The 26,952-nt window shown below is 52.6% G+C and carries 17 protein-coding genes; 3 read left to right on the top strand and 14 right to left on the bottom strand.

Features of this window, described 5'->3' with window-relative positions; all coding sequences use genetic code 11:
* The first annotated feature begins 12 nt into the window (after positions 1–12).
* Positions 13–360, top strand: coding sequence for a phage holin family protein (locus BLQ82_RS15060; RefSeq protein WP_062524820.1), 348 nt, complete (start codon positions 13–15; stop codon positions 358–360).
* Between the two features lie 80 nt (positions 361–440).
* On the opposite strand, the gene BLQ82_RS15055 is transcribed toward BLQ82_RS15060, so the two are convergent.
* Positions 441–1,478 carry a GGDEF domain-containing protein gene (locus BLQ82_RS15055; RefSeq protein WP_163704371.1) on the bottom strand — a complete coding sequence of 346 codons (1,038 nt, stop codon included), beginning with the start codon at positions 1,476–1,478 and terminating at the stop codon, positions 441–443.
* 307 nt (positions 1,479–1,785) lie between these two features.
* On the opposite strand from BLQ82_RS15055, the gene BLQ82_RS15050 reads away from it, so the two are divergent.
* Positions 1,786–2,178 carry a cupredoxin domain-containing protein gene (locus BLQ82_RS15050; RefSeq protein ID WP_062524823.1) on the top strand — a complete coding sequence of 131 codons (393 nt, stop codon included), beginning with the start codon at positions 1,786–1,788 and terminating at the stop codon, positions 2,176–2,178.
* Between the two features lie 610 nt (positions 2,179–2,788).
* Here BLQ82_RS15050 and BLQ82_RS15045 read toward each other — a convergent pair.
* The 3 genes from BLQ82_RS15045 to pheS all read right to left on the bottom strand — a co-directional run bounded on the left by BLQ82_RS15045 (position 2,789) and on the right by pheS (position 8,976).
* Complete coding sequence (locus BLQ82_RS15045; protein ID WP_074648268.1) at positions 2,789–4,960, bottom strand: hypothetical protein; 2,172 nt, start codon at positions 4,958–4,960, stop codon at positions 2,789–2,791.
* A gap of 195 nt (positions 4,961–5,155) precedes the next feature.
* A complete protein-coding gene (pheT, locus tag BLQ82_RS15040) occupies positions 5,156–7,600 on the bottom strand; it encodes a phenylalanine--tRNA ligase subunit beta (RefSeq protein WP_062524827.1) in 2,445 nt (814 codons plus the stop codon).
* 341 nt (positions 7,601–7,941) lie between these two features.
* The gene (gene pheS, locus BLQ82_RS15035) at positions 7,942–8,976 is read right to left on the bottom strand and encodes a phenylalanine--tRNA ligase subunit alpha (RefSeq protein WP_062524830.1); all 1,035 of its coding nucleotides are present in this window, start codon (positions 8,974–8,976) and stop codon (positions 7,942–7,944) included.
* Positions 8,977–10,017: 1,041 nt separating this feature from the next.
* Here pheS and BLQ82_RS15025 point away from each other — a divergent pair.
* Positions 10,018–11,622: a sensor domain-containing diguanylate cyclase gene (locus tag BLQ82_RS15025; protein WP_062524834.1), complete on the top strand. Its 1,605-nt coding sequence runs from the start codon at positions 10,018–10,020 to the stop codon at positions 11,620–11,622.
* Between the two features lie 468 nt (positions 11,623–12,090).
* Here the strand turns inward: BLQ82_RS15025 and pulA are convergent, their stop codons facing one another.
* The 10 genes from pulA to BLQ82_RS14975 all read right to left on the bottom strand — a co-directional run bounded on the left by pulA (position 12,091) and on the right by BLQ82_RS14975 (position 26,550).
* Positions 12,091–14,487, bottom strand: coding sequence for a type I pullulanase (gene pulA / locus BLQ82_RS15020; protein ID WP_062524836.1), 2,397 nt, complete (start codon positions 14,485–14,487; stop codon positions 12,091–12,093).
* A 635-nt stretch (positions 14,488–15,122) separates the two neighbouring features.
* Positions 15,123–16,835 (bottom strand): phosphoenolpyruvate--protein phosphotransferase, encoded by a 1,713-nt coding sequence (gene ptsP, locus BLQ82_RS15015; RefSeq protein WP_062524838.1) that lies wholly within the window; start codon positions 16,833–16,835, stop codon positions 15,123–15,125.
* Complete coding sequence (locus BLQ82_RS15010) at positions 16,828–17,103, bottom strand: HPr family phosphocarrier protein (RefSeq protein WP_039790804.1); 276 nt, start codon at positions 17,101–17,103, stop codon at positions 16,828–16,830. The genes ptsP and BLQ82_RS15010 overlap by 8 nt, the downstream gene beginning before the upstream one ends.
* Before the next feature lie 99 nt (positions 17,104–17,202).
* On the bottom strand, positions 17,203–19,266 hold the full coding sequence (gene ptsG, locus BLQ82_RS15005; RefSeq protein WP_062524840.1) for a glucose-specific PTS transporter subunit IIBC: 2,064 nt from the start codon (positions 19,264–19,266) through the stop codon (positions 17,203–17,205).
* A gap of 326 nt (positions 19,267–19,592) precedes the next feature.
* Positions 19,593–20,462, bottom strand: a complete 870-nt coding sequence (gene glcT, locus BLQ82_RS15000; protein ID WP_062524841.1) for a glucose PTS transporter transcription antiterminator GlcT — start codon at positions 20,460–20,462, stop codon at positions 19,593–19,595.
* A 135-nt stretch (positions 20,463–20,597) separates the two neighbouring features.
* Complete coding sequence (locus tag BLQ82_RS14995; RefSeq protein ID WP_062524843.1) at positions 20,598–22,214, bottom strand: hypothetical protein; 1,617 nt, start codon at positions 22,212–22,214, stop codon at positions 20,598–20,600.
* Positions 22,207–22,923, bottom strand: a complete 717-nt coding sequence (locus tag BLQ82_RS14990; RefSeq protein WP_244280804.1) for an ABC transporter ATP-binding protein — start codon at positions 22,921–22,923, stop codon at positions 22,207–22,209. Before BLQ82_RS14990 ends, BLQ82_RS14995 begins: the two co-directional genes overlap by 8 nt.
* Positions 22,924–23,006: 83 nt before the next feature.
* Positions 23,007–24,548, bottom strand: a complete 1,542-nt coding sequence (locus tag BLQ82_RS14985; protein ID WP_143013446.1) for a flotillin lipid rafts scaffold protein FloT — start codon at positions 24,546–24,548, stop codon at positions 23,007–23,009.
* Positions 24,548–25,084, bottom strand: a complete 537-nt coding sequence (locus tag BLQ82_RS14980) for an NfeD family membrane protein (protein WP_062524846.1) — start codon at positions 25,082–25,084, stop codon at positions 24,548–24,550. Before BLQ82_RS14980 ends, BLQ82_RS14985 begins: the two co-directional genes overlap by 1 nt.
* A gap of 302 nt (positions 25,085–25,386) precedes the next feature.
* A complete protein-coding gene (locus BLQ82_RS14975; protein ID WP_062524848.1) occupies positions 25,387–26,550 on the bottom strand; it encodes an iron-containing alcohol dehydrogenase in 1,164 nt (387 codons plus the stop codon).
* Positions 26,551–26,952 lie beyond the last annotated feature (402 nt).

The raw sequence follows: 26,952 nt of genomic DNA, 5'->3' as shown, positions 1-26,952 counted from the left end.
GAGGTTAGTTCAGTGAGATTTTTAGGTCATGTGGTCCGTTTCATCGTGGCAGCGATTGTGCTGATGGTGGTTGGCTGGATTGTTCCGCAGTTTACGGTTGGCGGTTTCTGGAGCGCGCTTATTCTCGCCCTGGTTATCGCACTCCTCGGCTGGGTGATTGAGGGCATCTTCGGCAAAAAAACAACGCCCTTCGGCCGAGGCATCGTCGGCTTCCTGGTCAGCGCACTGGTCATTTGGATTGCCCAGTTCATCGTGAGCGGTGTCAGCGTCACCGTTCTGGGAGCACTTCTGGCAGCACTGGTCATTGGGATTATCGATTTGTTCCTGCCGGTATCCACACCGTTTGAAGCCGGGAAATAAAAGCAAACTGCACAGCATCCTGCAGACACAAAACCCCCTGCTCCGGAATCTAACGGAATTAGGGGGTTTGTTGTATTCTTTTAGGCATAGGAGAGAATATTGTCATCTTCATGGGTGGCCGACGCAGTAACTACGGCATTCTTACCGGAATGTTTGGCGGCATACAGGGCATGGTCCGTTTTGCGGAACAGCTTCTCCTTGCCGTCCCCAAGCTGGTAGTCGCATAACCCGATGCTGACAGTAATCGGCTTCCCACCGGCATAGGGATGCTCCATGGCCGCAATCTTCAGACGCATTTCCTCGGCAGCGGCGTAAGCTTCGTGAACACTTTTATCCGTAAAAATAACCGCAAATTCTTCCCCGCCATATCTGGCCGCAAAATCATTTAACCCGATCAATCCGCCTACCTTGGCTGCAACCTCCTTCAAAACAAGATCACCAACCCAATGGCCGTAGGTATCATTCACCCGCTTGAAGTTATCTATATCGAACAATGCGAGCTGCAGCCTGAGACCGTTGCTCTCACACTGCTCCAGGAGCGAAACCAGATATTCATGAAAGGTCTTATGGTTGTACAGTCCGGTCAGCGCGTCAATCTTCAGGAGCTTATCGGAAATCGCCCGCTCCACCATCAGCTCCTGCTCGGATTTGGTCAGCTGCTCCAGATGCTCGCGCACCTCACGGGCACGGACAATGACCGCCTGGGCCATGACAACGAACACGATAAACACACATTCCACCATCAAAAACTCCAGCAGCGGCTTGTCCAGCAGCCTCTGCTCCAGCCCCAAATAAATCACGGCATAGAACAGCAGGCTGAAGGCTCCCAGAGCATTAAGCAGCCGCCGGTCAAAATAGACAAGTGAAATCATTATAGGCATCATAAGAGTCATCTGCGCACCGTCGACAAATGGCTCAAGCACAAAATACATCAGATAAGAAACCGCAAATCCACAGACCACAACCGCCTGCTTGTGATACTGTGAGGTTGACCGCAGCCACATTTCCGCCGTGGCCATAGCTATAACAATCATCAGATTGCAGCCGATGAACAAATGTCCTTTGCTGGGAAGCAGGATAGATCTAATCTCAATGACATGATTCGACAAAACAAACAAAAGCTGGGCCACCAGCATACAAAACACTATGATCCAGTAACCGGTCAATATTTTACGGTGCCATTTCTCCGTATTCGGCGAATATTCGGCGATATTAATATGATCCCCTACTTCTCAACCTAATAATATATAGCATTAAGTATAATAAATTTTAATGATTATTGCATCATATTTTTGCATATTTCGACAAACTTTGGAGTTCTTCAAGTGTAGAAAAAACCTCCTTCAATTTTCCGGGACTTCTTTGCCGAATTAAGTTATGCTAGGGGCACGAAAGGCTCAATATGATTCCAGGAGGAGGATAAAGATGATCCGAAGATTTGCCATGCTGCTGTCCATCAGCTTCCTGCTTATTCTCGCGGCTTGCGGCGGGACAGGCAATAACACCGGGACCGCAAACAGCAAGGATGGAGCAGCTGAAGCCGGCATCACCGCAGACGAGGAACTCATTATTTCGGCAACCAATTACAGCTTCGACCAAAACGAATACCATTTGAAAAAAGGGGTTCCGGTCAATATTGTATTCAAAAATGAAAGCGGCAATCATGGCATCCTTGTTCCGGAGCTGAACCTGCGGCTGGATGGAAAAGATTCCTCAAAGGTCATTGTCCCGGAGGAAGCCGGAACGTTCGAAATGACCTGTGCGATTATGTGCGGCTCAGGCCACAGCGGCATGAGCGCAAAGGTAATTGTCGAGTAGGGCGATGGCTTTGAGAGTTAGGGGCCGGAAAGTATGGAGCTGCCGCTTTCGCTTCTGAGGACAAGTAAACAGCAATTCCGGACAGGAGAAACGTGTCCCAACACCATGAACAATTAAGGCTACGCCGTCCTTTACCGGATAACGTAGCTGCTTGGGATTTCAATTTAGCGTTTGCCTGCGGACCCTTCATGAGTCCAGCGGCAGTTCCAAGTGGAAAAAGGATCACTAATTTGCCCCAGCACACCGATCTCCGCAGCTTAAGTGGAAAAAGGATCACTAATTCAGCTTATATCGCTTCCTGAAGGAGTAAAATTGCCCCATTAAGTTCCCTTTTTCCACCTAAATCCCTCATTTGTTGATTTGGAGGGGAAATAAGTTCCCTTATTCCACCTAGCGGTTGTTTCACCTGTTTAATAGCCAGCTTGAGTTGGAAAAAGGCTATCGAAGCTGGCTGATTTTCCGCCTAAATGCGCGAATTCACGTCCGTCTATTTCCCCCCAACCTTATGCACATTATTTCCATAGATGGAGGCAATCATAATTAAGAACAAATAAGGCGGGCCCCAGGCAGTAGGAACTGCCTGGGGCCCTTCTCTTCATGCGTCCGCCATTCAACTGTCCTGTTCGATCAGTTGAATCCATTCATTATATTCACGCTGCAGCTTGGCATATTCCGCCTGCAGGCTCTGGTGCTCCTGGGTCAGCTTGTTTAGCTCCCCCTGCCGCATCTCAGACTGCGCCTGCATCAGGCGCAGCTGGCCCTGAACCAGCTCATAGCTCTCGCCGATCTCATCAAGCTGCTGCTGCACCTGAGTGTGCTCCCGGTTCATGGATTCTGCTTCCGCTTCCGCCTTGCTGGCTTCCTGCTCCCAAATCTCGATTTCCTCGCGGAGCTGCGCTTCCGTCTCGCTCCACTCCTGCTGGCTCTGCAGGAGTTCCTCGTATTTCCGCTTCCAGGAAGCTTCGATTTCGCGGGTTTCCCGCAGCGCTTCCTGCTGCTCTGCCGCCGCAGCGGCGGCTTCTCGTCCAGCCTCGTACAGCTCTTCCAGGCGGCGGGCAGTTTCTTCGCCTTCCGCCTCCAGCAGCTCATATCTTTCCTTCAGCTGCTCGCCATCCTGCAGCACCTCGTCATACTGTGCAATAAGCTCTTCGTAACGGCCGCGCAGCGCGGCCAGCTCCTTGCGGGCGGCTTCCGCCTCCGCCCGGTACTGCCGGCTCTCGGCTTCCGCTTCAGCCCGCAGGCCGGATTCACGGTCAAGCTGCTGAACCATGCCGTCCGCCTGTCCGCGCAGCGTATCAATCTCCGTCTGCAGCACCGAAGACTTCTCTTCCGCTTCCAGCAGCTTCATTTCCAGTTCTCCGATATCCTCCATGTGCTTGTCCGCCAGCTCATGCCAGGTTGCCGCTTCCGAAGCAGCCTGGGTAAGCTCACCTTCCAGCTGGTGCAGACTGCTCTTGGTTTCTTCCAGTGATTGGTGAAGCACAGCAGCTTCTTCCTGCTTCCTGCTATGACGCTGGCGCAGTTCCTCCAGCTCATCACTAAGAAGATCTCCGAGCTCATTGGCAGAATGCAGCTCAGCCTCTACCCGGCTCAGGTTCTCTGCGGTTTCCTGCAGCGATTCCTTAAGGCCGGCAGCCTCCTGCTGCACAGCCTCATAACGCTGGCGGAGAGCCTCAAGCTCTTCCTGCCGCAGCGCTCCCTGCTCGGCAGCAGCACGAAGCTCTTCCGTCAGCTGCTCTTCACGCTTCAGCACGGCTTCATACTGGGCCAGCAGCGTCGAGCGCGCCTCGCGCTCGCTCTTAAGTCCAGCTTCAGCCGCGCGCAGCCTGGATTGCAGCTGCCCGGTGCCGCCGCGCAGCTCGCCAAGCTGCTTCTCCATCTCCTGAAGCTGCTGCTTATGGCGGTGCTCCTGCGTGCCCTGCGACTGCCGCAGCTCCTTGTTCTTGGCAAGCTCCTTCTGCAGTACCTCGCGCTCCTCCGCAAGCTCCTTCTCAAGCGCAGACTTGGTATCCGCCAGCTCCTTGCTGAGCGACGAACGGATCTCTACAATCTCGCCTCCAAGGGACTCGCGGGTCTCGGCAAGCTCCTGCTCAAGCCGGAACAGCGACTCTGCTTTTTCCTTGTCCAGCGTTTCGCGCAGCTGCTCCAGTTCCTGCTGATGTTCAGCCTGCAGATCTGCAAGCTGCTGCAGACGGGCCGCCTCGGCGGCAGCCAGCTCCTGCCGGTGGCTCTCACGTCCGGCTGCCTGCTCCTGCTCATAGCGTTCTCTGAGCGATTTCAGCTCCGCTTCACGCGCCTTCAGCTCTTCAGCCAGCTGCTCACGTGCTGCAGCCGCTGTCCTCTCCGCTTCCAGCAGTGCCTCGGCGTGAAGCTTCCGCTCCTGCTCCTGAATCTCCAGGTGCCGCCTGCGCTCCTCTTCGGCTTCAGCGGCCAGACGGGCCGCTTCCTCTTTGGCTGCCGCTTCCAGCCTTTCATATTCTTCCTGCCGTTCCTTCTGGGCCTCCGTAAGACGTGCAACTTCTACACGCAGCTCCGTGCGCTCTCCGGTCAGCATGTTCAGCTCGTTCTTAAAGTCCTGTACCTGAATAGCCTGTTCCGCCATATGTACGGCAGCAAGCACTGCAATCCGCGGGGTATCCAGTCTGGTATGTGATTTGGAAATGGCCCGCATATGCTCATCCACATAACGGGCAACCTGTTTCATATATTCAGTGCTGCTTCCGACAAGTTTATAAGAAGTTCCATATATCTCCACGGCGACACGAGTCCGGTCCATAGCCACAGTTGTGCCCTCCTTTGTATGTGTGCGGATTCTAAGCTGGTCTCTCTGCTCCTATTGTAGCGTGATTCATTCTCTTTTGCCAAAAAGCGCTGATTGCATAGATTTTCCGGTAACGGCCGCAGCTCAAAAAAGTGAGAAAAAGCCGCAGCGAATTCCGTTTGTAAATGGATTCGCTGCGGCTTTGCACAATTCCTGCTACTTTCTTAATTCTGCGCCAAAAGTTTGCTGAAGTGCGGAAACCACCTTGTCATGCACCTCTACAACCTCTTCGTCGGTCAGTGTATGGTCGGTATGACGGTACAGCAGCGAAATAGCTATGCTTTTCTTGCCGCTCTCCATCTTACCGCCAGTATACACATCAAAGACCTGGACGTTCTGCAGCAGAGTTCCGCCGTTCTCACGGATGGAGGCCAGCAGGTGCCCGGCAGGCACTGCGGAATCCACCACAACAGCGATATCCCGCTCCATTCCCGGGAAGCGCTGCAGTTCAGTGTACTGCAGATTGGTACGGGCGGCGCTGTAGAGCGGCTGAAGCAGCAGCTCGGCCACATAGGTATCTTCCAGGTCCAGCTCACGCTGCAGTTCCGGATGGAGCTGGCCGAGGGTCCCCAGCTTCACACGCCCTTCAGTGCCCTGCAAATAGACGGAGGCGGAACGGCCCGGATGGTAATTCTCCGGCGCATCGCCTTCATAGCTCACGCTGTCCGCAAGGCCCAGATAGTTAAACACAGTTTCCAGCGCACCCTTGAGGTCGAAGAAATCCACAGGCTGCTCTTCCACATTCCATTGCTTGGCTGCCCGGCTGCCGCTCAGCAGAAGGCCCAGCACCGGCAGTTCACGCGGCTGGCGGGTCAGCTGCTCTTCGTCCGTGAAGAAGACGTTCCCGATCTCGAACAGCGCCAGATCACTTTGGCGGCGGTTTGTATTGTAGCGGGCAATGTCCAGCAGCTGGGGAATCAGACTGGTGCGCAGAACGCTGCGCTCCTCGCTCATCGGCATCGCCAGCTTCACAGATAGAAGGCCATCGGCGAGGGCCGGGAATAATTTACTCTGTTCCGGCCGAATGAAGGAATACCCCATAACCTCCTGGTAGCCCCCGTCTGCCAGCAGGCGCCGCAATTCACGGCGCTGGGACTGCCGGCTGGTCAAGGCTCCCGGTGTAGTCACACCCTCAATCAGGGTTGTAGGAATATTGTCATAGCCGTACAAACGGGCGACTTCTTCAATCAGATCAACATCATAGCTGATATCACCGCGTCTTGTCGGCACCTGCACCTCGACGAGCCCTTGATCCGCATCTCCGCACTTGAAGTGCAGACGGGTGAGCAAGGTTTTCACTTCCAGCAGCGACAGGTCTGTACCGAGATAACGGTTCAGCTTCTCCAGGGATAAGGTCAGCACCTTTTCCTCCACAGTCTCAGTCCCGGCCTGCACAATCCCCGTGTGCACAGTGCCTCCGGCATAACGGGCGATCAGGGCAGCGGCACGGTTCAATGCGGGGATCACGGCATTCGGATCCACTTCCTTCTCGAAGCGAAGGGAGGCTTCGGAGCGCAGACCCAGCTGGCGCGAGGTTTTACGGACAGTTCCTCCGTCGAACTTGGCAGATTCCAGTACAAGGTTCACGGTATCTGCCGTTACTTCCGTCTCCAGACCGCCCATGACTCCGGCCAGGGCCACAGCCTTGGCACCATCAGCAATAACCAGCATCTGCGGCTCCAGCTTGCGTTCCTGCCCGTCAAGCGTGGTCAGCAGCTCGCCTTCGCGGGCAAACCGCACACCCAGCACTCCGCCTTTCACTTTGTCGCCGTCGAACGCATGCAGCGGCTGTCCGTACTCCAGCATCACATAGTTGGTAATGTCTACGATGTTGTTGATCGGACGCACACCCGCCGCCATCAGGCGGTTCTGAATCCAAAGTGGTGACGGGCCAGGCTTCACCCCGGAAATGTAGCGCACTGAGTAGTGCGCACAGTAGGCTTCGTCCTCAATCTTGACCGAGATGGAGTCGGAGGCCGAACCGCCTGCCTCCACCAGATCCGCTGCCGGATCCGGCAGCTTGAGGTCACGGCCCAGAATCGCACTCACTTCATAGGCGGCCCCGATCATGCTGAGACAGTCGGAACGGTTCGGGGTCAGATCGAAATCCAGGATTTCGTCGTCCAGACCCAGCACCTTCAGAATATCCTGGCCGATTTCCGTGTTCTCGGGCAGAACCAGAATACCTTCCTGAATCTCCTTAGGGAGCAGCTTGTCATTAAGCCCCAGCTCCTTAGCGGAGCAGATCATGCCCTGCGACAGTACGCCGCGGAGCTTGGCTTTCTTGATATCCAGGCCCGGCAGCTTAGCGCCCACCAGGGCAACCGGAACCTTTTGGCCTGCGGCTACATTCTTGGCTCCGCAGACGATCTGCAGATCCTCGCCTTGTCCGGCGTCCACGATGCATACATTCAGCTTGTCGGCGTCAGGGTGCTTCTCTTTCGATTTCACATAGCCGACAACAATGCCGGAAAGGCCTTTATTGCGGCGCTCCACACCGTCGATCTCGATGCCGGCGGTGGTGATTCTATCTGCCAGCTCAGCTGCGGTCACGCCCTCAAGCGAGATATAATCCGTGAGCCAGGAGGTTGATACTTTCATGTTCGCACACTTCCTTTTTGTATCAGATGTATTTATCTACGTGCCGGGTTTGCTTGGCTATGGGGAGACAGAGAGCAGCGAGCGTAACTTTTAATTCTATTTAAAAATACGTCTGTTAATAGGGTCCCTGCGTGGAATGTTTGGACTTCCGGCCGCTGTTGTATCCAGATTTCTTGATTTATACCGCTCTTAGCGGATGAAATCCGGATACAAAGGCGAACGCTAACGCTCCTCCAGTTCCAAACTTCCCCTCCGGTCCATTTTTAACAGATTGTTTTAAACAGAAACAAAGCTCCTCGACAGTTGCTTCTGCACCCCAGTCCCGCAACCCCGCCAAAAATCTAAATCCCCTTGAACTGCTTCACAAAAGCCATATCATTCGTATAGAAATAGCGGATGTCATCGATGCCGTATTTCAGCATCGCAATCCGCTCCGCACCCACACCGAAAGCGAAGCCGCTGTACTCGGCTGGGTCATAGCCGCCCATTTCCAGCACGTTCGGGTGAACCATGCCGGCCCCGAGGATTTCCAGCCAGCCGCTCTGCTTGCAGAGACGGCAGCCATGGCCGCCGCATTTGAAGCAGCTCACATCCACCTCAACACTCGGCTCGGTGAACGGGAAGAAGCTTGGACGCAGGCGGATGCTTGTGTTGGGTCCGAACATTTCCTGCACGAACTGCTGCAGCGTGCCCTTCAGATCGCTCATGCGGATATGGCGGCCGATCACGAGACCTTCGACCTGGTGGAACTGGAAGGAGTGGGTCGCATCGTCATCGTCGCGGCGGAACACCTTGCCCGGACAGATGATTTTGACGGGAGTTTCCCCCTTCATCGCCTGCATGGTGCGGATCTGCACCGGAGAGGTTTGTGTACGCATCAGGATGTCTTCTGTCAAATAGAAGGAATCCTGCATATCGCGGGCCGGATGGTTCTTCGGCAGGTTGAGCGCTTCAAAGTTATAATAATCCGTTTCTACCTCCGGACCTTCAGCTACCCGGTAGCCCATGCCGATGAAAATATCCTCAATCTCCTGCACTACCCGGCTTAGAGGGTGAATCCCGCCTTGCGGCAGACTGCGGCCCGGCAGGGTTACGTCTACCTTCTCAGCGTTCAGGCGGTTTAGCGTCTCCTGCTGCTGGAAGGCCTCCTGCTTCGTGCTGATAATCTCCTCAATGGCGCCCCGCACCAGATTGGCGACCTGGCCGATCACCGGGCGCTCCTCCGCGCTGAGTCCGCCCATGCCGCGCAGGACCTCTGTAAGTTCACCTTTTTTCCCCAGATACTTCACGCGCAAATCATTCAGAACCTGCGGATCGGTAACTTCCTGCAGCTTCGCCAACGCTTCGACCTTCAATGCTTCAAGCTTCTCTTTCATGGCCGTGTACTGCCCCCTTATCATGGTGTTATTCAACAAAAAAAGGCCTTTCCTCCCGGTAAGGGACGAAAAGACCGTGGTACCACCCTTGTTAGACCGCCCTGAATTGCATCCCTTAAGAGCACTATTGCCCTTATGGCATGACAGAGACCTGCCTCACTTTAGCAGAAATAACGGTCTGCGGCCGGTTTCCCCTACGCTTTCCTTCCATATGGAATGAAAAAAATTCAGGGAACTGCTCCGGAGTGAACTTCGGCAGCTCTGCTCTCCTAGAAACGCTCTCAATCTGCGGCGTCTCCTCCCTGTAAGCCAGGCACTGCGTACTCTTCTCCATCAATGCATTTCACATGGATGCTGCTGAATCAATGGCATCTTCTGCTTAAGAAGATATGTCCATTTATTATATGCAAAATCAGCCGTTTTGACAAGGGGGACAAATTCCGGCCGGTTTATGCGCTGCGCAATGACTGGCTGAATTACTGTAACCAATTTAAGCGCAAACCACATTTTACCTGGGGCTTGCGGTTTAGTTCTTTCAAGACTTCTGCCTTATGCCTAAGACAACCGGGACCGAAATCTGCGGATTGTTCCGGGGAGGGTATCGTTTGCAGCAAAGTTGGGTAATAGGACTCAAGGGCTGGAATATTCATAAGGTAGCAGGTTATACATACTCTTGTAAAAGAAAAGAATTGTGTTCGTTTCGAGTGTTCATTTGTCCACGCTTAATATGGAAAAAGACCTATTCTTAATCCAAAACAGCGGAAGTCTCTGAGATCATTATTTACGCGGTATCCATTAATTTCCGGGCAATTGGCCTGCATGAGTGCTTCCTTGTATACTGATGAGAAGAAACTTCGATCATACCGGGAGAATCCCATTTCTGCCACCTCATTCTTCCTCCAGCTCTGTATGACTCGCTTGGATCGTCATCTCTTCAATGTCCTGCACACACAGCAATTGGTCCCCAATATGGATATACTTCGCGTGTTCATGTACACAGCAATAGAGAACACATAATTGTTATTGCAGGGGGTGGATGAAGTGGCAGGTTTTCCCGAGATCAAAAACACACGCAGATTAATCCTTTTATTCACCGCTATCTCCGTTCTTCTGGTCGGCATCAGTGTTGCTTCCCTTTTGTATCTGAATCATACGATGAACAAATTGTCCGGCTCCTTATACAGCGGCGTCTATCAGAATTCCCAGCTTATTCTGAACGCCGACCGTGACCTGTACCAGGCATCCCTGGCCTTCCATACGGCGATGAACGGGAATCTGACCACCGGGGAGCACAGCAGGCTGTCCCAGGATTTCCAAGAGAACAATGCCCAGGCGGAGCAGCGTCTCCGGATGGCCAGCGATAACATCAATTCCGTGAAGAACCCGTTCAGCGGAATGAAGCAGAGCGAACTGCTGCTAAGCAAACTGAGGGAAGTGCTGGACAGTATTGATGCCCCCTTTCAAATCTGGAAGGATACAGGCACGAAACTTATGGCCGAGCGGGTCCGAAGCGGCTGGAACGCCGAATCTTACTCTGCCCTGGAGGCCAATGTCCTTCTAAAAAATGTACGGGAGCCTCTCGATAATTGCGAGCAGTTGATTGACGACTACGCACTTCAGGTTACACAGGAATTCCGGGACCAAAAAAGTTCATTATTTGCGCTGTATTCACTCTTCCTGTTTTTACTGGTGCTTGTCATTATCTATCTCTGCCGCAAGCTGATTGACCTCCAGAACGAAATGCTTGAGGAGAAGTCGCTGTATCAGTTAATCGGGGAGACGATGTCTGACTTTATTATTTTAACCGACCCGAATGGACAGATCATGTATGCTTCCCCCTCCCATTCCAGCTTGCTCGGCTATCTTCCCGGCAGGGGGACTCCGCTCTCCAATTATATCCGCGAGGCGGAAATTACCTGGGCCAAGCTCAAAAGTGTAGTCCAGTCCACTCCGCGGATTTCCGAGCTGCGCATGCGTGCAGCGGATGGCCACTGGGTATGGCTGGAAACAAAGGTTACCCCCATTAAGGGGGGCGGTGCTGTTCCTGCGCAGTTCATGCTGGTCTCCCGCGAGATCACCGAGCGAAAACAATATGAAGAACGCCTGCATAAGCTGGCCTTCTATGATCATCTGACCGCCATCCCCAACCGGGCCCATTTCAAAATGTACATGGAGAATCTGATCAGCCAGCCGGAGGAGCGCAAACAGGACATTGCGCTTGCCCTGCTCGATTGCGACCGGTTCAAGCAGCTCAATGACACCCTTGGCCATCTCGCAGGGGATGAATTCCTGCAGCTGCTCTCACGCGAGCTGCAGCAGACCGTGAAGGGCTCCGGCCAGGCATTCCGGATCGGTGGGGATGAATTCGCCGTCGTGCTTCACCGCTTTACCAGTCCCGAGATGCTGGATGAAATCCTGGACCGGCTGCTGCAGCTTTTCAATAAATCCTGGTCGATCAACAAAGGCTCCAGCTTCCATACTTCAGCCAGCATCGGCGTCGCGCTGTATCCGCAGCACGGCAGCAGCATCAATGAGCTTCTTCGCGCCGCCGATCTGGCGATGTACCGTTCCAAAAAACACGGCGGCAACGAAGCCAATCTCTACAGTGAGCTTGTGGATGAAGACTATAAGAACCAGCCTAAATAAAGCTGTCTTCGGCCGTCGTCTGTGGGAGGAGACTTCCGTTTTAGCGCCGCATACTTAATAGCCTCCAGCTAATGAAGCTTATATTTCAAAGGAGCACAACGTTGCCTGGAGAACCTTTTATGAATCCTTCGGCAATTCCAAGTGGAAAAAGAGTAACTAATTTGCTCGTGCATCATATTCCGCGCAGGTTAAGTGGAAAAAGGGTAACTAATTCAGCTCATTTCACTCCGACGAAGGAATATGGCCCCATCAAGTTTCCTTTTTCCACTTAAACCTCACATTTGTTGATTTCAGGGAGAAATAAGTTTCTTTTTTCCAACTAGCACCCTTTGGACGATTCTGCCAAGGATTCTTATCCCTAGCCCATCTTATCTCCAACAGAAAGTTTCCTAAGGAATATAAAAGGAGCTGTTCTGCCGGCAGCCCTCTAAGAGGGAGGCCGTACAGAACAGCTCCTTTGCTTGTATGCTAACTGGTCATCGGCAGCGGATCATTCTTATCGCCGCTGTTCTCCTGCTCACGTTCACGGACGGTCACTTGCACCAGATCCTTGCTGCCGGAACAGTCGATGAAGCGGTCTCCGGCGCCGTCTTTCTCTTCCCAGTCATTCAGCCTGAGAATATAGCCTACCGAAGAAGTCTCTGGAAGCACTTCGATCCGCGCCACCGCATAACCGTTTTCCATCTGCCGGAAATCATGTTGTCCATCCTGAATGCCTGTACCCCATACCCATAGATTCCAGCCCCGGTAATCGCCATCCGGACGTTCATAACGGATTTCAATCATTTTGGACCTTGGCTCAGGCTGGCCGTATTTATCGTAAAGTACCATCATGGACAACCCTTCAATCTCTACCTCAGGGTCCTGGATACTGCGGAAGGCATCGGCTCTGGCAGCAGTATGGTCAACAACAATATTCCAGCAGCCGTCCGTATCAGGAAGCCTTTGGCTGACTGGTCCGGGATTGGCATTAAAAATCACCACGATATTATTCCAGGCGTCACCGCCTGCGTTATTCTTCAGCAGATACGCTACCACTCCGCTGTCACAGCGAAGGAATTCCAGAGAACGCTCAATCTCCTGGCGTCCATGCAGGCGGAAGGCCGGATGCCCGCGGCGCAGCGCAATCAGCCCTTTGTAATACTCAAAAACAGGGAGGAATTTCCCTTTGTTCTCCCAGCGGATGGCATTAACCGCATCGGGACTGCGGTAGCTGTTGTGGTCTCCGTACTTGCTGCGGAGGAGTTCATCACCGGCCTGCAGAAAAGGAATCCCCTGCGAGGTCAGGATTATTCCGTTCGCGAGCAGTGTCCGGCGCACCGTCTCATTGCCGAGAATATCGTCCGGGTCAATCCCAATGTAAGGATCAGCTGCGGCAACCGCCGCTTCCACGGAGCCTCCGTACTTCAGCCGGCCATTCTCCAGCTCAGGCAGCCTTGCTGCCTGGCGCAAACCTTGCGTGGCAAGCATTTTATCCCACAAATTCAAATTATCGTGGGCGGTAACATAATTCACGGCCTCCACCGGGGAGTCGGTGAATTCATGAATCGCCCCTTTGATTCCGGAAGCAACCGCACCTTCCTTGCCATACTCTCCGGTTGCGAAACCTTTGCCCCAGCCGTCGCTGTCGCCTTTGACCGCAGAACGGAAATTGTCATTGAAGACGGCGTATCCCTTGCCCTTCTGCACACCCTTAAGCGTTTTGGTTGCCAGCGGAGAGTCGCCTCCGGTCCATGGTTCACCATAGAGCAGAAGATCGGAGTTAGCCTCCAGCCGGAGCTCTTCTGCAATTTCACGCATGGTCACACTGTCCATCAGCCCCATAAGATCAAAACGGAAGCCGTCGATGTGATATTCAGAAGCCCAATAGGCCAATGAATCCTTGATATATTTGCGTACCATCGGACGTTCCGTGGCCAGCTCATTGCCGACGCCGGAGCCGTTGGAGAGCCTGCCAGTATAGTCATGCCGGTAGAAATAGTCCGGCACCAGCGGCTGAAAAGGCCCTTTTTCCACAGAATAGGTATGGTTATATACGACATCCATGATCACGGATATGCCTTTGCTGTGCAGCGCCTGCACCATTTCCTTCATTTCACGAATACGGGTGCCTGGATCAGACGGGTTGGTGCTGTAAGACCCCTCCGGCACGTTATAGTGCTGCGGATCATATCCCCAGTTATATTCGGTGAAAAAAGGCTCGGCAGACCGTTCGCTGTTCATTCCGAGTTCGTTGACGGTCTGAAAATCAGCTACCGGCATTAAATGCACATGGGTTATGCCCAGCTCAGCCAAATGATCAACCCCAATAGCTTGCCCTGCGGAATTGGTCAGCCCGAATTCAGTGAAAGCCTTAAATTTCCCCTTGTACCGCATACCCGAATCCGCAGCCGACGAGAAGTCCCGCACATGCAGCTCATAAATCACAGCATCGGCGGGATGCGGCAAAGCCGGGGACACATCCCGGTCCCAGCCTTCCGGGTCAGTGTCCTGCAGATCCACAATGGCCGAGCGTACACCGTTGGCCGACACCGCCTTGGCGTAAGGATCTGCGGCTTCATTAAGCGTGCCGTCTTCAAATACGGCACGATACATGTAATACATACCCTTCAGATCTTCATGGAGACGGGCCTGCCAGATCCCCCCCTCCTGACGCTGCATGTTCACGATCCGCCCGCTGTCCCTATCACCGGAAACCGCGCTTTCTATATTGTTACCGTCCGTCTGATACAACACCAGCGACACGGTAAACGCTGTGGGTACCCATACTTTAAAAAGGCTGTACCCGGCAGTATAGGTCAAACCCAGATCTTTGCCGGTATAGGTTTCGATTTCTTTTTCTGTATTTATATAATTGCTGTTCATTCATAATCACCATCCCATGTTCTCCGCAAAGCTGCCGGAAAACGGATTTGCCGCTGCTATTATCCAACGTTTCCGCACGGATGAAAAATAATACTTGCACGGCTTTGCAAGCAGGGCTTTGAAAGTATTGTATTGCTCTGATCCAACCTATTACTTGGCTCAACTTATTATATGTAACACTATGTTCACAAGTTTGGGTCCAAGAACCTATTCTGCTGTCTACATTCCTATATCGGCTGTTATGGCTCCCTGCTTAAGCTTATCCAGCAAAACAGATGGTCTACCGGAAGTATAACCTGCTATGGTTTGGATAGCTACTGTAAATTGATGTTATGAACATGCTCTAACGCTTGCGAAGCGATGGATTAACACAACCCTTCTTATCTTTCGACGCAGTACCACAGAATAATGTTACAACTGCCCATGTTAATAGCCTTATTGTTTGGATTGGCAGCATGACCTAGTGGAAAAAGTGAACTTAATTCCCCCCAATCCTGCTTCCTGCCAAGCGCTAGTTGGAAAAAGGATTCTGACCCTATAATCAGCAAAAAAAACCGGCCTCCCAAAGGAGGCCGGCATAGAGTAGTTGGAAAAGTGACTTGCGGATCAAACGGAGTAATTCCTGAAACAAGTAATTATTTGACGCTGCTCTGCACCAGTGCGGCAACTTCCTCGGCGGTGCTAAGCTGCAGCGCCTTCGCAGCCATGTCCTTCATCTCTGCGGCAGACAGCTTGGAGATCTGGCTGCGTGCCGGAAGAATGGAGGTGGCGCTCATGCTGAATTCATCAAGGCCAAGGCCAAGCAGCAGCGGAATAGCTGTGCTGTCTCCAGCCATTTCACCGCACATGCCAGCCCATTTGCCTTCAGCATGGGCGGCGTCAATCACAGTTTTGACCAGGCGCAGAATGGCCGGGTTGTATGGCTGGTACAGGTACGATACCCGCTCATTCATACGGTCAGCAGCCATTGTATATTGGATAAGGTCATTGGTTCCGATACTGAAGAAGTCCACTTCTTTGGCGAACTGGTCAGCCAGGACCGCAGTGGAAGGAATCTCCACCATAATGCCCAATTGAATGCTGTCCGATACTTCCTTGCCTTCTTCGCGCAGCTTGGCCTTCTCTTCCAGCAGCAAATCACGGGCTGCCCGGAATTCGCCGAGCGTAGCGATCATCGGGAACATGATCCGCAGATCACCGTGGGCACTCGCTCTGAGCAAGGCACGCAGCTGGGTGCGGAAAATATCCTGACGGTCCAGACACAGGCGGATCGCCCGGAAACCGAGGAACGGGTTCATTTCCTTCGGCAGATCCAGGTAAGGCAGCTCCTTGTCGCCGCCGATATCGAGCGTGCGCACCACAACCGGTTTGCCCTTCATGTTCTCCAGTACGGTGCGGTAAGCATTGTACTGGATTTCTTCGGAGGGCAGCTTGTCGCGGCCCATGTACAGGAACTCGGTGCGGTACAGGCCCACGCCTTCCCCGCCGTTATCGATCACACCGTTCACATCGTTAGGTGTGCCGATGTTGGCCGCCAGCTCCACATGCTTGCCGTCTGCGGATACCGTCGGCTCGTCGCGGAGCTTTTTCCACTCAGCGATTTGCAGATCATAAGCCGCTTGCTTGGCTTTGTACTCCGCAACTTCGGCGTCGCTCGGATTGATCAGCACATCGCCGCTCAGGCCGTCGACAATCACCAGATCTCCTGCCTTGACTTCAGACAGTACATTCTTAGTGCCGACTACCGCAGGGATTTCCAGCGAACGGGCCATGATCGCCGAGTGTGACGTGCGTCCGCCAATGTTCGTAGTGAAGCCTTTGACAAAGTTGCGGTTCAGCTGAGCTGTATCGGAAGGCGTCAAATCCTGGGCAATCACGATGACTTCCTCGCTGATCTCGGCAGGGCTGACATAATGGATACCCAGCAGGTGGTTCAGCACGCGTTTGGTCACATCGCGCATATCCGCTGCACGTTCCTGCAGGTAAGCACTTTTCATATTTTCGAACATTTCAATAAACTGTGTGGCCACTTCATTTAAGGCGTAGTCCGCATTAACCATTTCCTCGCGGATTTTGTCCATTACGGGACTGATCAGCTCGGGATCATCCAGAATCAGCAGATGGGATTCAAAAATCTCCGCTTTCTTCTCCCCCAGCTCAGCAAGCGTGCGCTCCTTGATGCTCTGCAGCTCGGCTTTGGATTTCTCCAGCGCGTCTGTCAGTTTAGCAATCTCTGCTTCCACGTCGGCGGCAGCCGTTTTTGTAATGGTATAGTCCGGATGTTCCAGGATAAAGGCACGGGCTACGGCAATACCTGCTGAAGCCGCGATTCCTGAAATTTTACTCATGCAGCTCTCCCAGCCCTTCTTTAACCATAACTTCCTGAAGTGCGCTCAGCGCTTCCGCTTCTTCACTGCCTTCTGTAATCAGAGTCAGCGTATCGCCGGCTTCAAGACCCAAAGACAATACGCCAAGAATGGATTTAAGCGTTACTTTTTTACCTTTGGCTTCTGCAAAAGATTCAGTGCCTTTAAACTTAGTTGCTGTATTTACCAGCGCTGTTGCCGGGCGTGCGTGAATTCCGTCTTCGTCAATAATTCTGAATGTTTTTTGCATGATAATATCCAACTCGCTTTCTGTTCATATAGGTTTATATTATATGGTGAAGGCCGCGCTCCCTTTAATTATAAAGGAAGCGCTTCGCCATTGCACATTTTACACAATGCTGATGATATCTTTATCGCCGATAACCACTTTACCCGGCTTCTTCAAAGTCACCGCTGATCCTTCCGGCAGATTGGAGAAAATCACTGGTGAGATTACAGAAGGCGCATTCGCCTTGACGTACTCCAGATCAACCTCCATGATCGGCTGTCCTGCGGCAACCAGATCACCTTCTTCAACCAGGACTGTAAAACCTTTCCCTTTGAGTTTAACCGTGTTGACGCCGATATGAACCAGCACTTCCTTGCCGCCATCGGACATGATGCCGACCGCATGCTTGCTCGGGAAGACGTTAAATACTTTGCCGTATACCGGCGAGGCAATCTTGCCGTCATCCGACAGGAATGCAAATCCGTCACCGGTCATCTTCTGTGAGAAGACGGCATCCGGCACCTGGGTGATATCGAGCAGTTCTCCGTTAACCGGAGACACGATATCTTCAGGGATAATGGCTGCACCTTCTTCACCAGCCTGCTTCTCAAGCTCGGGCTGCGGTGCGGCTGCGGCAGGTGAAGCGGCAGGCGTTCTGCCGTCCATCACATCCTGGATCTGCGATTTGATCGTATCGGACCGGGTTCCGAAGATCGCCTGCACGTTGTTGCCGACTTCAAGCACACCGGATGCACCCAGCTTCTTCAGGCGGTTCTTGTCAACTCCGGCTTTATCCTTGACCTCTACACGAAGGCGTGTAATACAAGCGTCGAGGTGGGTAATGTTTTCTTTGCCGCCAAGTGCGGACAAGATGTTGCGCGGCAGATCGTCGCCGCTTCTGGATACATTCTCAGTGTTAGTCTCTTCAATATCATCGGACGGATCTTCACGCCCAGGCGTTCTGAGGTTGAACTTCCGGATTACGAAGCGGAATCCGAAGTAGTAGATGACCGCAAGCACAAGACCTACCGGGATAACGAGCCACCATGCCGTACGGTTAGGGATAACCCCGAAGAGCATATAGTCGATGAACCCGCCGGAGAAGGTCATCCCGATTTTGACATTCAGGATGTGCATAGTCATGAAGGACAGACCTGCGAATACGGCATGTACTGCGAACAGCAGCGGAGCCACGAACAGGAACGAGAATTCCAGCGGCTCGGTAATCCCGGTCAGGAATGAAGTCAGGGCCGCAGAAATCATCAAGCTGCCGACTACCCGTTTATTTTCGGGTCTGGCTTCATGATAGATTGCCAGCGCCGCAGCAGGCAGACCGAACATCATAAACGGATATTTACCGGTTGTAAAGGTACCCGCTGTAAACTCAACACCATCGCGGAGCTGCTGCATGAATATCCGCTGGTCCCCGCGAATCAGCTCGCCCGCTTTATCCACATAGCTTCCAAATTCATACCAGAATGGCGAATAGAAGATGTGATGCAGGCCAAAAGGAATCAGTGAACGCTCGATGACCCCAAAGATGAACGCCGACAGCGTCAGGTTTGTGTTGATCATACTCTGCGATACATAGTTCAGACCGTGCTGAATCGGCGGCCAAATCAGTGTTAGCAGGAGACCCAGCAACAGAGAGGTTACTGCAGTCATAATTGGCACGAACCGTTTACCCGCAAAGAAACCGAGATAGGACGGCAGCTCTATGCGGAAAAACCGCTTATACATGGCGGAGGCTAGAATACCTACCAGAATACCGCCGAAGACACCTGTCTGCAATGTAGGAATGCCGAGCACACTGGAGTAGGCAAAATCCTTCCAGGATAGCACGTAAGCATTCACACCGACAACCGTTCCCATCGTTACGTTCATAACGAGGAAACCAATGATGGCGGCCAGACCGGCAACGCCTTCGCCTCCGGCCAGACCGATGGCCACACCAACCGCGAACAGCAGCGACAGATTGTCAAAAACAATTTGCCCGGAATTCATCAATACGGTTGCAATGGCTTGAACTACATCATTTTCCAGTGCCGGAACGTATTGAAGGAAGTCGGGGTTAACCAGCATGTTGCCGATCCCAAGAAGCAGACCCGCGGCAGGCAGAATGGCAACGGGCAGCATAAGCGCCTTACCAACCCTCTGCAGCACGCCAAACAACTTTTTGAACATGGAGTTCACTTCCTTATTAGTTAATTTCGTCCAAACAGAAGCCAAAAAAGGCATGAGCAACACAGCATACAGGTTGTTCCTCTAACACAAGGTTAGATTACCCCGACTTGGGGCTGAACAACCAAAATACTGTAAATCACTCATGCCTGATCGAATCAGTTACACGCTTTGGATTCTGTTTTGTTTTACCAGGAAACATTGTAGCACCGTTCATTTGAACATGCAAGCTAAAAAAAACCGAAACGCGGGACTTTGCTCCAAATATAAGAATGCATATGAAAATGCCTTTTTCAGCGGGCAGCACAAACGTCTCAACTTTGTAATGGCTAATCCGGCTGCTGCATATCCGCTTCATCCTCTTTTTTCTGGGCAAGCCGCTGCAGATGAATCGTCAGGTAGCTTACCTCGGCAGCGTATACAGGAATCCGCACCCGCTTCTCAATAACTTTGGTCAGCTTCCAGGCCAGCATATACATCTCCGGATATTCCCGTTTCATCAACCCATCGAGCGAGGAGGTTTCCCGGACCGTTTCTCCCCGGCGGAGCCGCTCCAGCACGAAGCGCAGATGGGTCACCAGCCGGGAGTAATCCAGGGAATCGCGCGGAATACGATATTCCAGATGATCCTCCACCAGATTCACCAAATCTCCAATCAGCAGCGAATGCTCCTTGACCTCGGAAATATGCCGGTTGCTGAGTGCGCTGACAATATGCAGGGCGACAAAACCAATTTCGTCCGGAGGCAGTCTTACCCCCATCGCCTCGTTAATCCTCCCCACCGCATACTCCGCCAGGCTGTACTCTTCAGGATAGATTTCTTTGGTTTCGTACAGAAACGGATTATGTATGGCAATATTCTGCTCGTTGCGGCGGATGGCGAATGAGATATGGTCGGTTAACGCAATATGAATATGCTCATTCAGCGGCTGGCGGCTGCTCTGCAGGATATGCAGGACAATCTCCTGCATAACCTCAATCAGCTTCTCGTCTACTTGGGGAACGAGCTGCTTATATTGTTCCTGCTCTTCCTGGTTACGGAGAATAAACATCTTCTCCACGGAGGACAGATTGATCAGATCGCGTACTTTACGGTTGAACCCGATGCCCTTGCCAATGACAACTACCTCGGCATATTGGGGATGCTGGGCTATAATCACGTTATTGTTCAGTACCTTAGCTACTGTTATGCTGCTCACTTCCGACACCTCTTTTACTTCTGAATACCCTTTCTTTATAAAGCAACCCGTATAACATAGCAGCATCTGTGGATTATTCTTGAGCTACCATCATAACATCAAGAATTCCATTTTAGAAGGGGCTGGAAGGAGACATCATTTTACGCGGAAGGTTCTGTCCGAATATCTGTATACCAAAAACAAGGCAATCAGCATGTAGGCCGCAGCCGCAAGCACCACCACTATAGCAAACCGGGCCGGTGTGCTCTGAAACTGCATGCAGACAACACCCACAGCCAGAACAATACTGTTCACGATGCTGAAAAAGGGATTCTTCACATTCAGCTCCGTGCTGTAAGGCTGGAAGATATAATACATAAACAAATGATGCACTGAGAAAAACAGCGATAACCCCAGAACCGCGCCACTGACGGACAGTGCTTCTCCGACCCCCCAACGCTCCCCGGACAAGAAAAGAAGCAGATTTACTGCCACACTGATGGCTGCGGCCGGAATTAGATTAAGGCCGCTGATGCGGAGCAGGCGGGTGCGGAAATTGCTCAGAATCGCCGAGCGTTCACGGTAAAAGCCATACCGCAGCAGACTCAGGTCACAGTTGAAGAACATCGCTTTGCAGACCCGTTCCCCGATAGAGGTGAAATTCATGGCAATGACCAGGACAGGCAGACTGCTGATTAAATACCGGGCCAGCTTCGAGAAGGTATCCGGTGAGGCATACGTCGCCAGCAGCCCGGCAGCAGAAAGTGCACCAATGATCACCAGCCGCCGCTGAATGGGTTGAATCAGGAACCGTTTATGCCGGGAGAAAAAAATCGCGTTCAAGTAGGCAAAGCCGCTTTTCCCCGCAAATTGGCCAGGCCGCAGCTTCTCCGCCGAGAAGTCCTTCACCTTGGTCTCGACCTGCTTCATGTTTGCCTCTTTCATCATCCTTCCCATGTCCAGCAGCGGATCATCTATTTTGGTGACCGCATCCACTGCGTTCCGGTAGCCGGCATACCTCGCAATATACAAAGCGGATACAGCTCCCAGAACCACAAGCGCCAGACTTAAGGGAAGGCTAAACAGTACGCTATCCATATCAAGCAGGGAATTTCCCATGTACAAGGGGACAAAGGCCAGCAGATATCCTGCACCAATGACAATCCAGACGAAGCCGTTTTTTTTGACCAGAACAATTCCCTGCCGGTCAAAAATCCACAAATGCAGCGCTTCACCCGCTATACGCCATAGGGACAGCAGCAGAGACAGCAGCAGACCTTGCCAGAGCGGCGCGCCATAGGCCTCGGCAAATACCAGCATTGCAGGAACAAAGTAAATAAAAAAGGTCAGCGCCCTGAGAGCCAGGACAGCATGCATGTATTTATCGGCAGGCAGTCTCATCAGCTTGACGCAGATATATTTATCCCGCTTGGGTTCCAGAATAATAGCATTTGACACAGTCCCCACCCCAAAGCTTAGCAGAACCAGCACATACAGATACAGATCGTACTGATCAGCAAGCTGCAGCTCCTTGACGGCAAGCTGGATAGGCAGGTATACCACAAGCCCCAGATAGGCAAACTTGGTCAGAAAGCCCCAGATTATTTTAAGTATAAGGACCACTATGGTAAATGTTTTTTTGAGGGATGTCTTGGAATACACGCTGTCATTCATCAGTTTGCCGATGAGAGGCAGCCGTCCAAAATAGTACAGCAGACGATTGGCCCCAGAGGCTCCGCGAATCTTCATTATGGTATTCAGCGTGCTAATCATGGCTGCCATCCTTCAGCAGTGCGATAATCTGTTCCTCGAATTCAGGACTGTGCAGGGTATCAGCTGGAATCTCCTGAAGCACACCGTTATTCAATATGACCAGTTCATCGCACAGATCGGCGGCAAGCTGCAGAATATGGGTCGAAAAAATAATAATATGGTCCTGCTTCATCTCGCGCAGCAGCTTCTTGATCTCCAGTGCGACGACGACATCAAACGAGGTGAGCGGCTCATCCAGCAGGATCAGCGGCGGACGGGTGATGATAAAGCACAGCATTTGGATTTTGTTCTTCATGCCGTGGGAATAGCCCTTGATCAGCCGGTGCCGGTCTTCTTGCTCGAACCGGATAATGTCAAAATAGTCGTCAATGGTTCTCCCAGACTGTATTTTATCCTGGTTGATGTCCATATAAAACTTCACAAATTCATAGCCTGTCAGGAATTCCGGAAGGATCGGCAGAGAAAAGACATACCCGATCTCCTCCTCCCGCAGCGGCAGGCTTACTTCATTTCTCCGTAAAAAAGCTCCACCGCTGTCCATACGGGTTTCTCCGCTCAGGCAATTGAAGAGCGAAGTCTTCCCGGCTCCGTTGCGCCCCAGCAAGCCGTAGATTTTGCCCTGCTCAAAGGTAAAGTCGATGCCTTTTAGCACTGTTTTGTTCTCAAAGCTTTTGCGGATATTATCCAGGACCAGTTGCAACCGGGCCACCTCCACTACATATAAATTCGGGTGTTTATCAGAAAGGACGACAGGCAGAAGCCGGTCATCCCCTGGATCTTGGTGCTTATTTACTATTCTTCGCGTTTCTCAGCCAGTGCTACAGGAGCAGAAGCTGCAGGCTGGGTTACAGCCGGACCGGAAGATGCCGGGGTGTGCGTTTTCCCTTTGGTCAGCCCCTTGATCAACGCCTCCACATCAATCCCGGAGACACTCTTCAGCATTTCAGGAGCCGTGGACATCAGCTGGGTCACATAGTTGCTGACCCGGGCCGCACCCTCCCCGTTGCCGGTATCCACCACCGTAAGCTTATCGATCGAAGCGAGCGGCTCGGCGATGCGTCCGGCCAGCTCCGGCAGCATTTTGACAATAATATCAAGCACAGCGGCCTCGCCGAATTTCTGGAACGCTTCCGCCAGCTTCTCCTTGGCTTCCGCTTCCGCAAGACCGCGCAGCCGGATCACCTCGGATTCTGCTTTACCTTTGGCCAGCTCCGCATCGGCCACCGCCTGGCCTTCCAGCCGCTTCTGCTCTGAAGTCGCCCGGGCCTGGGTTTCAATGCTGTACTGCAAGGCATCCGCTTCGCGCATTCTCTTCGCCTTGTCGGCTTCGGCTGCTTGTTCCACCGCATAGCGGTCGGCTTCGGCTTTTTTCTTCACTTCCGCATCATACTGTTTCTCACGGACCTGGATTTCCTTGGCCTGGAGGTCAATCTCACGTTCCTTGCGGACCAGTTCGACCTTCATCTGCTCCTCTACCACTGTCTGTTTGGCACGTGCCTCCTGAATGTGGTACGCCTGGTCAGCTTCTGCCTTCGCGGTATCCTGATCACGCTTAAACGCAGCAACCTTGAGCTGGTTATCCTTGGAGGCTTCGGCAATGTTCGTATCCCGCAGCAGTTCAGCCTTCTGCCCCTGTTCTTCGGCATTGGCCTTCTGAATCCGCGCATCCCGCAGCGCTTCCGCCTCAGCAATCTCTGCGTCCCTCTTCACAGCTGCAATCCGCGGCTTCCCGAGCGCTTCCAGATATCCATGCTTGTCGCGCACATCCTTAATCGTGAAGGAGACAATCTGCAGCCCCATTTTCTTCAGATCACGTGCGGCTACCCCCTGGACCTCCTGGGCAAAACGGTCACGGTTGCGGTAGACCTCCTCCACGGTCATCGAGCCGAGGATTGCCCGCAGATGACCCTCGAGCACCTCCTGGGCTTCGCTCTTCAGCGCATCAATCGGCTTGCCCATGAACTGCTCTGCTGCGGTAGCCACATCCTCGGTGGAGCTGCCCACCTTAATAATGGCCACCCCGTCGGCAATCACAGGCACCCCTTGCTCCGTATACACCTCCGGTGTCGTCACATCGAGCTTGTGGGAGAGCAGCGACATGAACTCCGCCTTTTGGAAAACCGGCAGAATGAATGCCCCGCCACCGCGGACAATCTTGATTTTGCGGCCGGAGCCGTCATCGGATATATGATTGCTGCCAAGGAACGAACCGGTAACGATCATCCCTTCATCGGGGCCTACCGTCTTGTACCGCGCCCAGAAGGCAATCCCGAGCACCAGAAGCACAGCAATTACCACAGCTGGAATAAACAAAAAATCAGGCAAGCCAAACATTACGCATCCACTCCTCTTCGCTGTTCGAATTCAGACACAAGCGCAACACCATCTTCAACCTCGACCACTACAACCTTACTTCCGGCAGGCAGAGGATGATGGTCGAAGCTAGCCGCCGTATGCAGACTGTTGCCTGCACCGAACTTCACCATAATCTCGCCGTAGCCCTGTGCGGGGACGGGTACCGTAATTTCCCCGATTTTGCCGGGCAGCTCATTCATGGAGAACCCGCTGGACATTTCGCTCTTGTTCACCGGCTTCACTACGCCCAGATACATGACAACGCTCATAAACGCTGCCGTCAAGAGAGACAATGCCAGAATCGGACCATTGTCCAGACTGCTGTAGCGGGTCAGCAGAATGCCTGCTCCCCCGAATACGGTGATGCCTCCGGCCAGAACCGCAGGACTGATAAAATGAAAGGACACCACATCAAAAATTCCGTCCAAAGCACTGCCGATCAGATCTCCCAAAAGCACGCTGACTACGGCAAAAATGACGCCAAGCGCCAAACAGCCCAAATACAGCGTTTCCATGTCGTTCTCCTCCCGTCTTTACTTCCGGACTGTCATAATAGCTTAAACGTATAAACCATGTCCTTGGTTTCACAATCCTGGGTATTTATCTCAAAAATGTGTGGAACAAAAGCTGTTTCATCACATCCGGCCGTTTATGGACAGAATAGTGGTACTTTTTCCCGCTAAAAGCGTCCCAGGGTGACAGTTGAGCCGGAATAGTAGTACTTTTTCCAGCATGGGCTGCCCCATAAAAAAAGCCGCCCCAAAAGGGGCAGCTTTTTCTTCTTAACCACTGAACGGCAGCGGGCTGCCGGATGCTCTTACAGTGCCATTGTATAAATTTCTACAACGTCTTCACGCTGCAGCTTGCGGAAATTGCCGAATGGTCCAAAGCGGACGGCTTTGTCGGCCATGCTGCCGATTTCACTGCCGTCGATATCATAGTCGCCCAGCGATTTTGGCGCGCCGATGGAATCCCAGAAGCGGCGCAGCGCTTCGATGCCCTCAAGACCAACCTCTTCATCGGATCTGCCGGCGGCATCAATGCCGAATACGTTCACAGCCAGCTGGCGGAAACGGGCAGGATTCGTGCTGAGGTTGTATTTCATCCAGTGCGGGAAGAGAATCGCCAGCCCGCCGCCGTGCGGAATATCGTAAACCGCCGATACGGCATGCTCAATATTGTGGGTGGCCCAGTCACCTGCAAAGCCCATGCTGACCATTCCGTTGAGCGCCATTGTACCGCAGTACATGATCGTTTCACGCAGCTCATAGTTGTTCAGGTCTTCAATCAGCTTCGGCGCAGTTTCAATCACCGTGCGCAGCAGCGTCTCACAGAACCCGTCCTGGACCGGAGTGTTGCCGTCGGTATGGAAGTAATGCTCCAGCACGTGGGACATGATATCTACCATCCCGTATACGGTCTGGTCACGCGGAAGGGAGAAGGTGTTCTCCGGATCAAGGATCGAAAAGGCCGGGAAGGCATGAACACTGCCCCAGCCCATTTTTTCTTTGGTGACTTCATTGGTAATCACGGAGCCGTTGTTCATTTCCGAGCCGGTAGCAGCCATAGTGAGCACTGTACCCAGCGGCAAAGCCCCCTGTGGAGCCGCCTTGCGCTCTACAAAGTCCCACATGTCTCCATCATACTTCGCACCGACTGCAACCGCCTTGGCACAGTCCAGCACGCTTCCGCCGCCGACGGCAAGAATCAGCTCAATATTGTTCTCGCGGCACAGGGCCACACCTTTATGTACGGTGGACAGGCGCGGATTCGGTTCGACACCGGACAATTCCGTGACCACAGCGCCGGCGGCCTTCAAACCGGAAATTACATTATCGTACAGACCGCTGCGCTTGATGCTGCCGCCGCCGTACATAAGCAGTACATTTTTGCCGTATTTCGGCACTTCGGTCTGAAGCGCGCTTAGGGTACCTTGTCCAAAAATCAACTTGGTAGGATTATAAAATTCAAACTTGCGCATAAGGATGAACCCTCCGTTATTTCTGGAATGTGATGCAATAATTTATTATAGACCTCTCACCCGCAGCATTCAAATCAGCACTTAAACTACCGCCGGGCATAAGAAAAGCACAAAAACGGCCGTGCCGTCCTCCACGGGACAGTGCAGCCTTCTTGGTTCTAGCGCTACCAGGAGAACGACGCCCCATGAATCCTACGGCAACTCTTTAAGTGGAACAAGGTTTACTAATTTGCTATAGTATCCTGTCCTTGGGCAGATGAAGTGGAAAAGGTGCACTAATTCAGCTCATTTTCCATTGGACAAGAAATGTGGCCCAATTGGGTTTACTTTTTCCACTTGAATTTTAGGACTTTTTCATTTTCGGAAAAATAAGATCCCTTTTTCCAACTAGCACCTGCGAAG

The sequence above is a fragment of the Paenibacillus jilunlii genome (assembly GCF_900102965.1).
GTDB classification, from domain to species: domain Bacteria; phylum Bacillota; class Bacilli; order Paenibacillales; family Paenibacillaceae; genus Paenibacillus_AQ; species Paenibacillus_AQ jilunlii.
The sequence above is the reverse complement of the archived record's forward strand: the minus strand, read 5'-3'. Positions and strand labels throughout refer to the sequence as shown.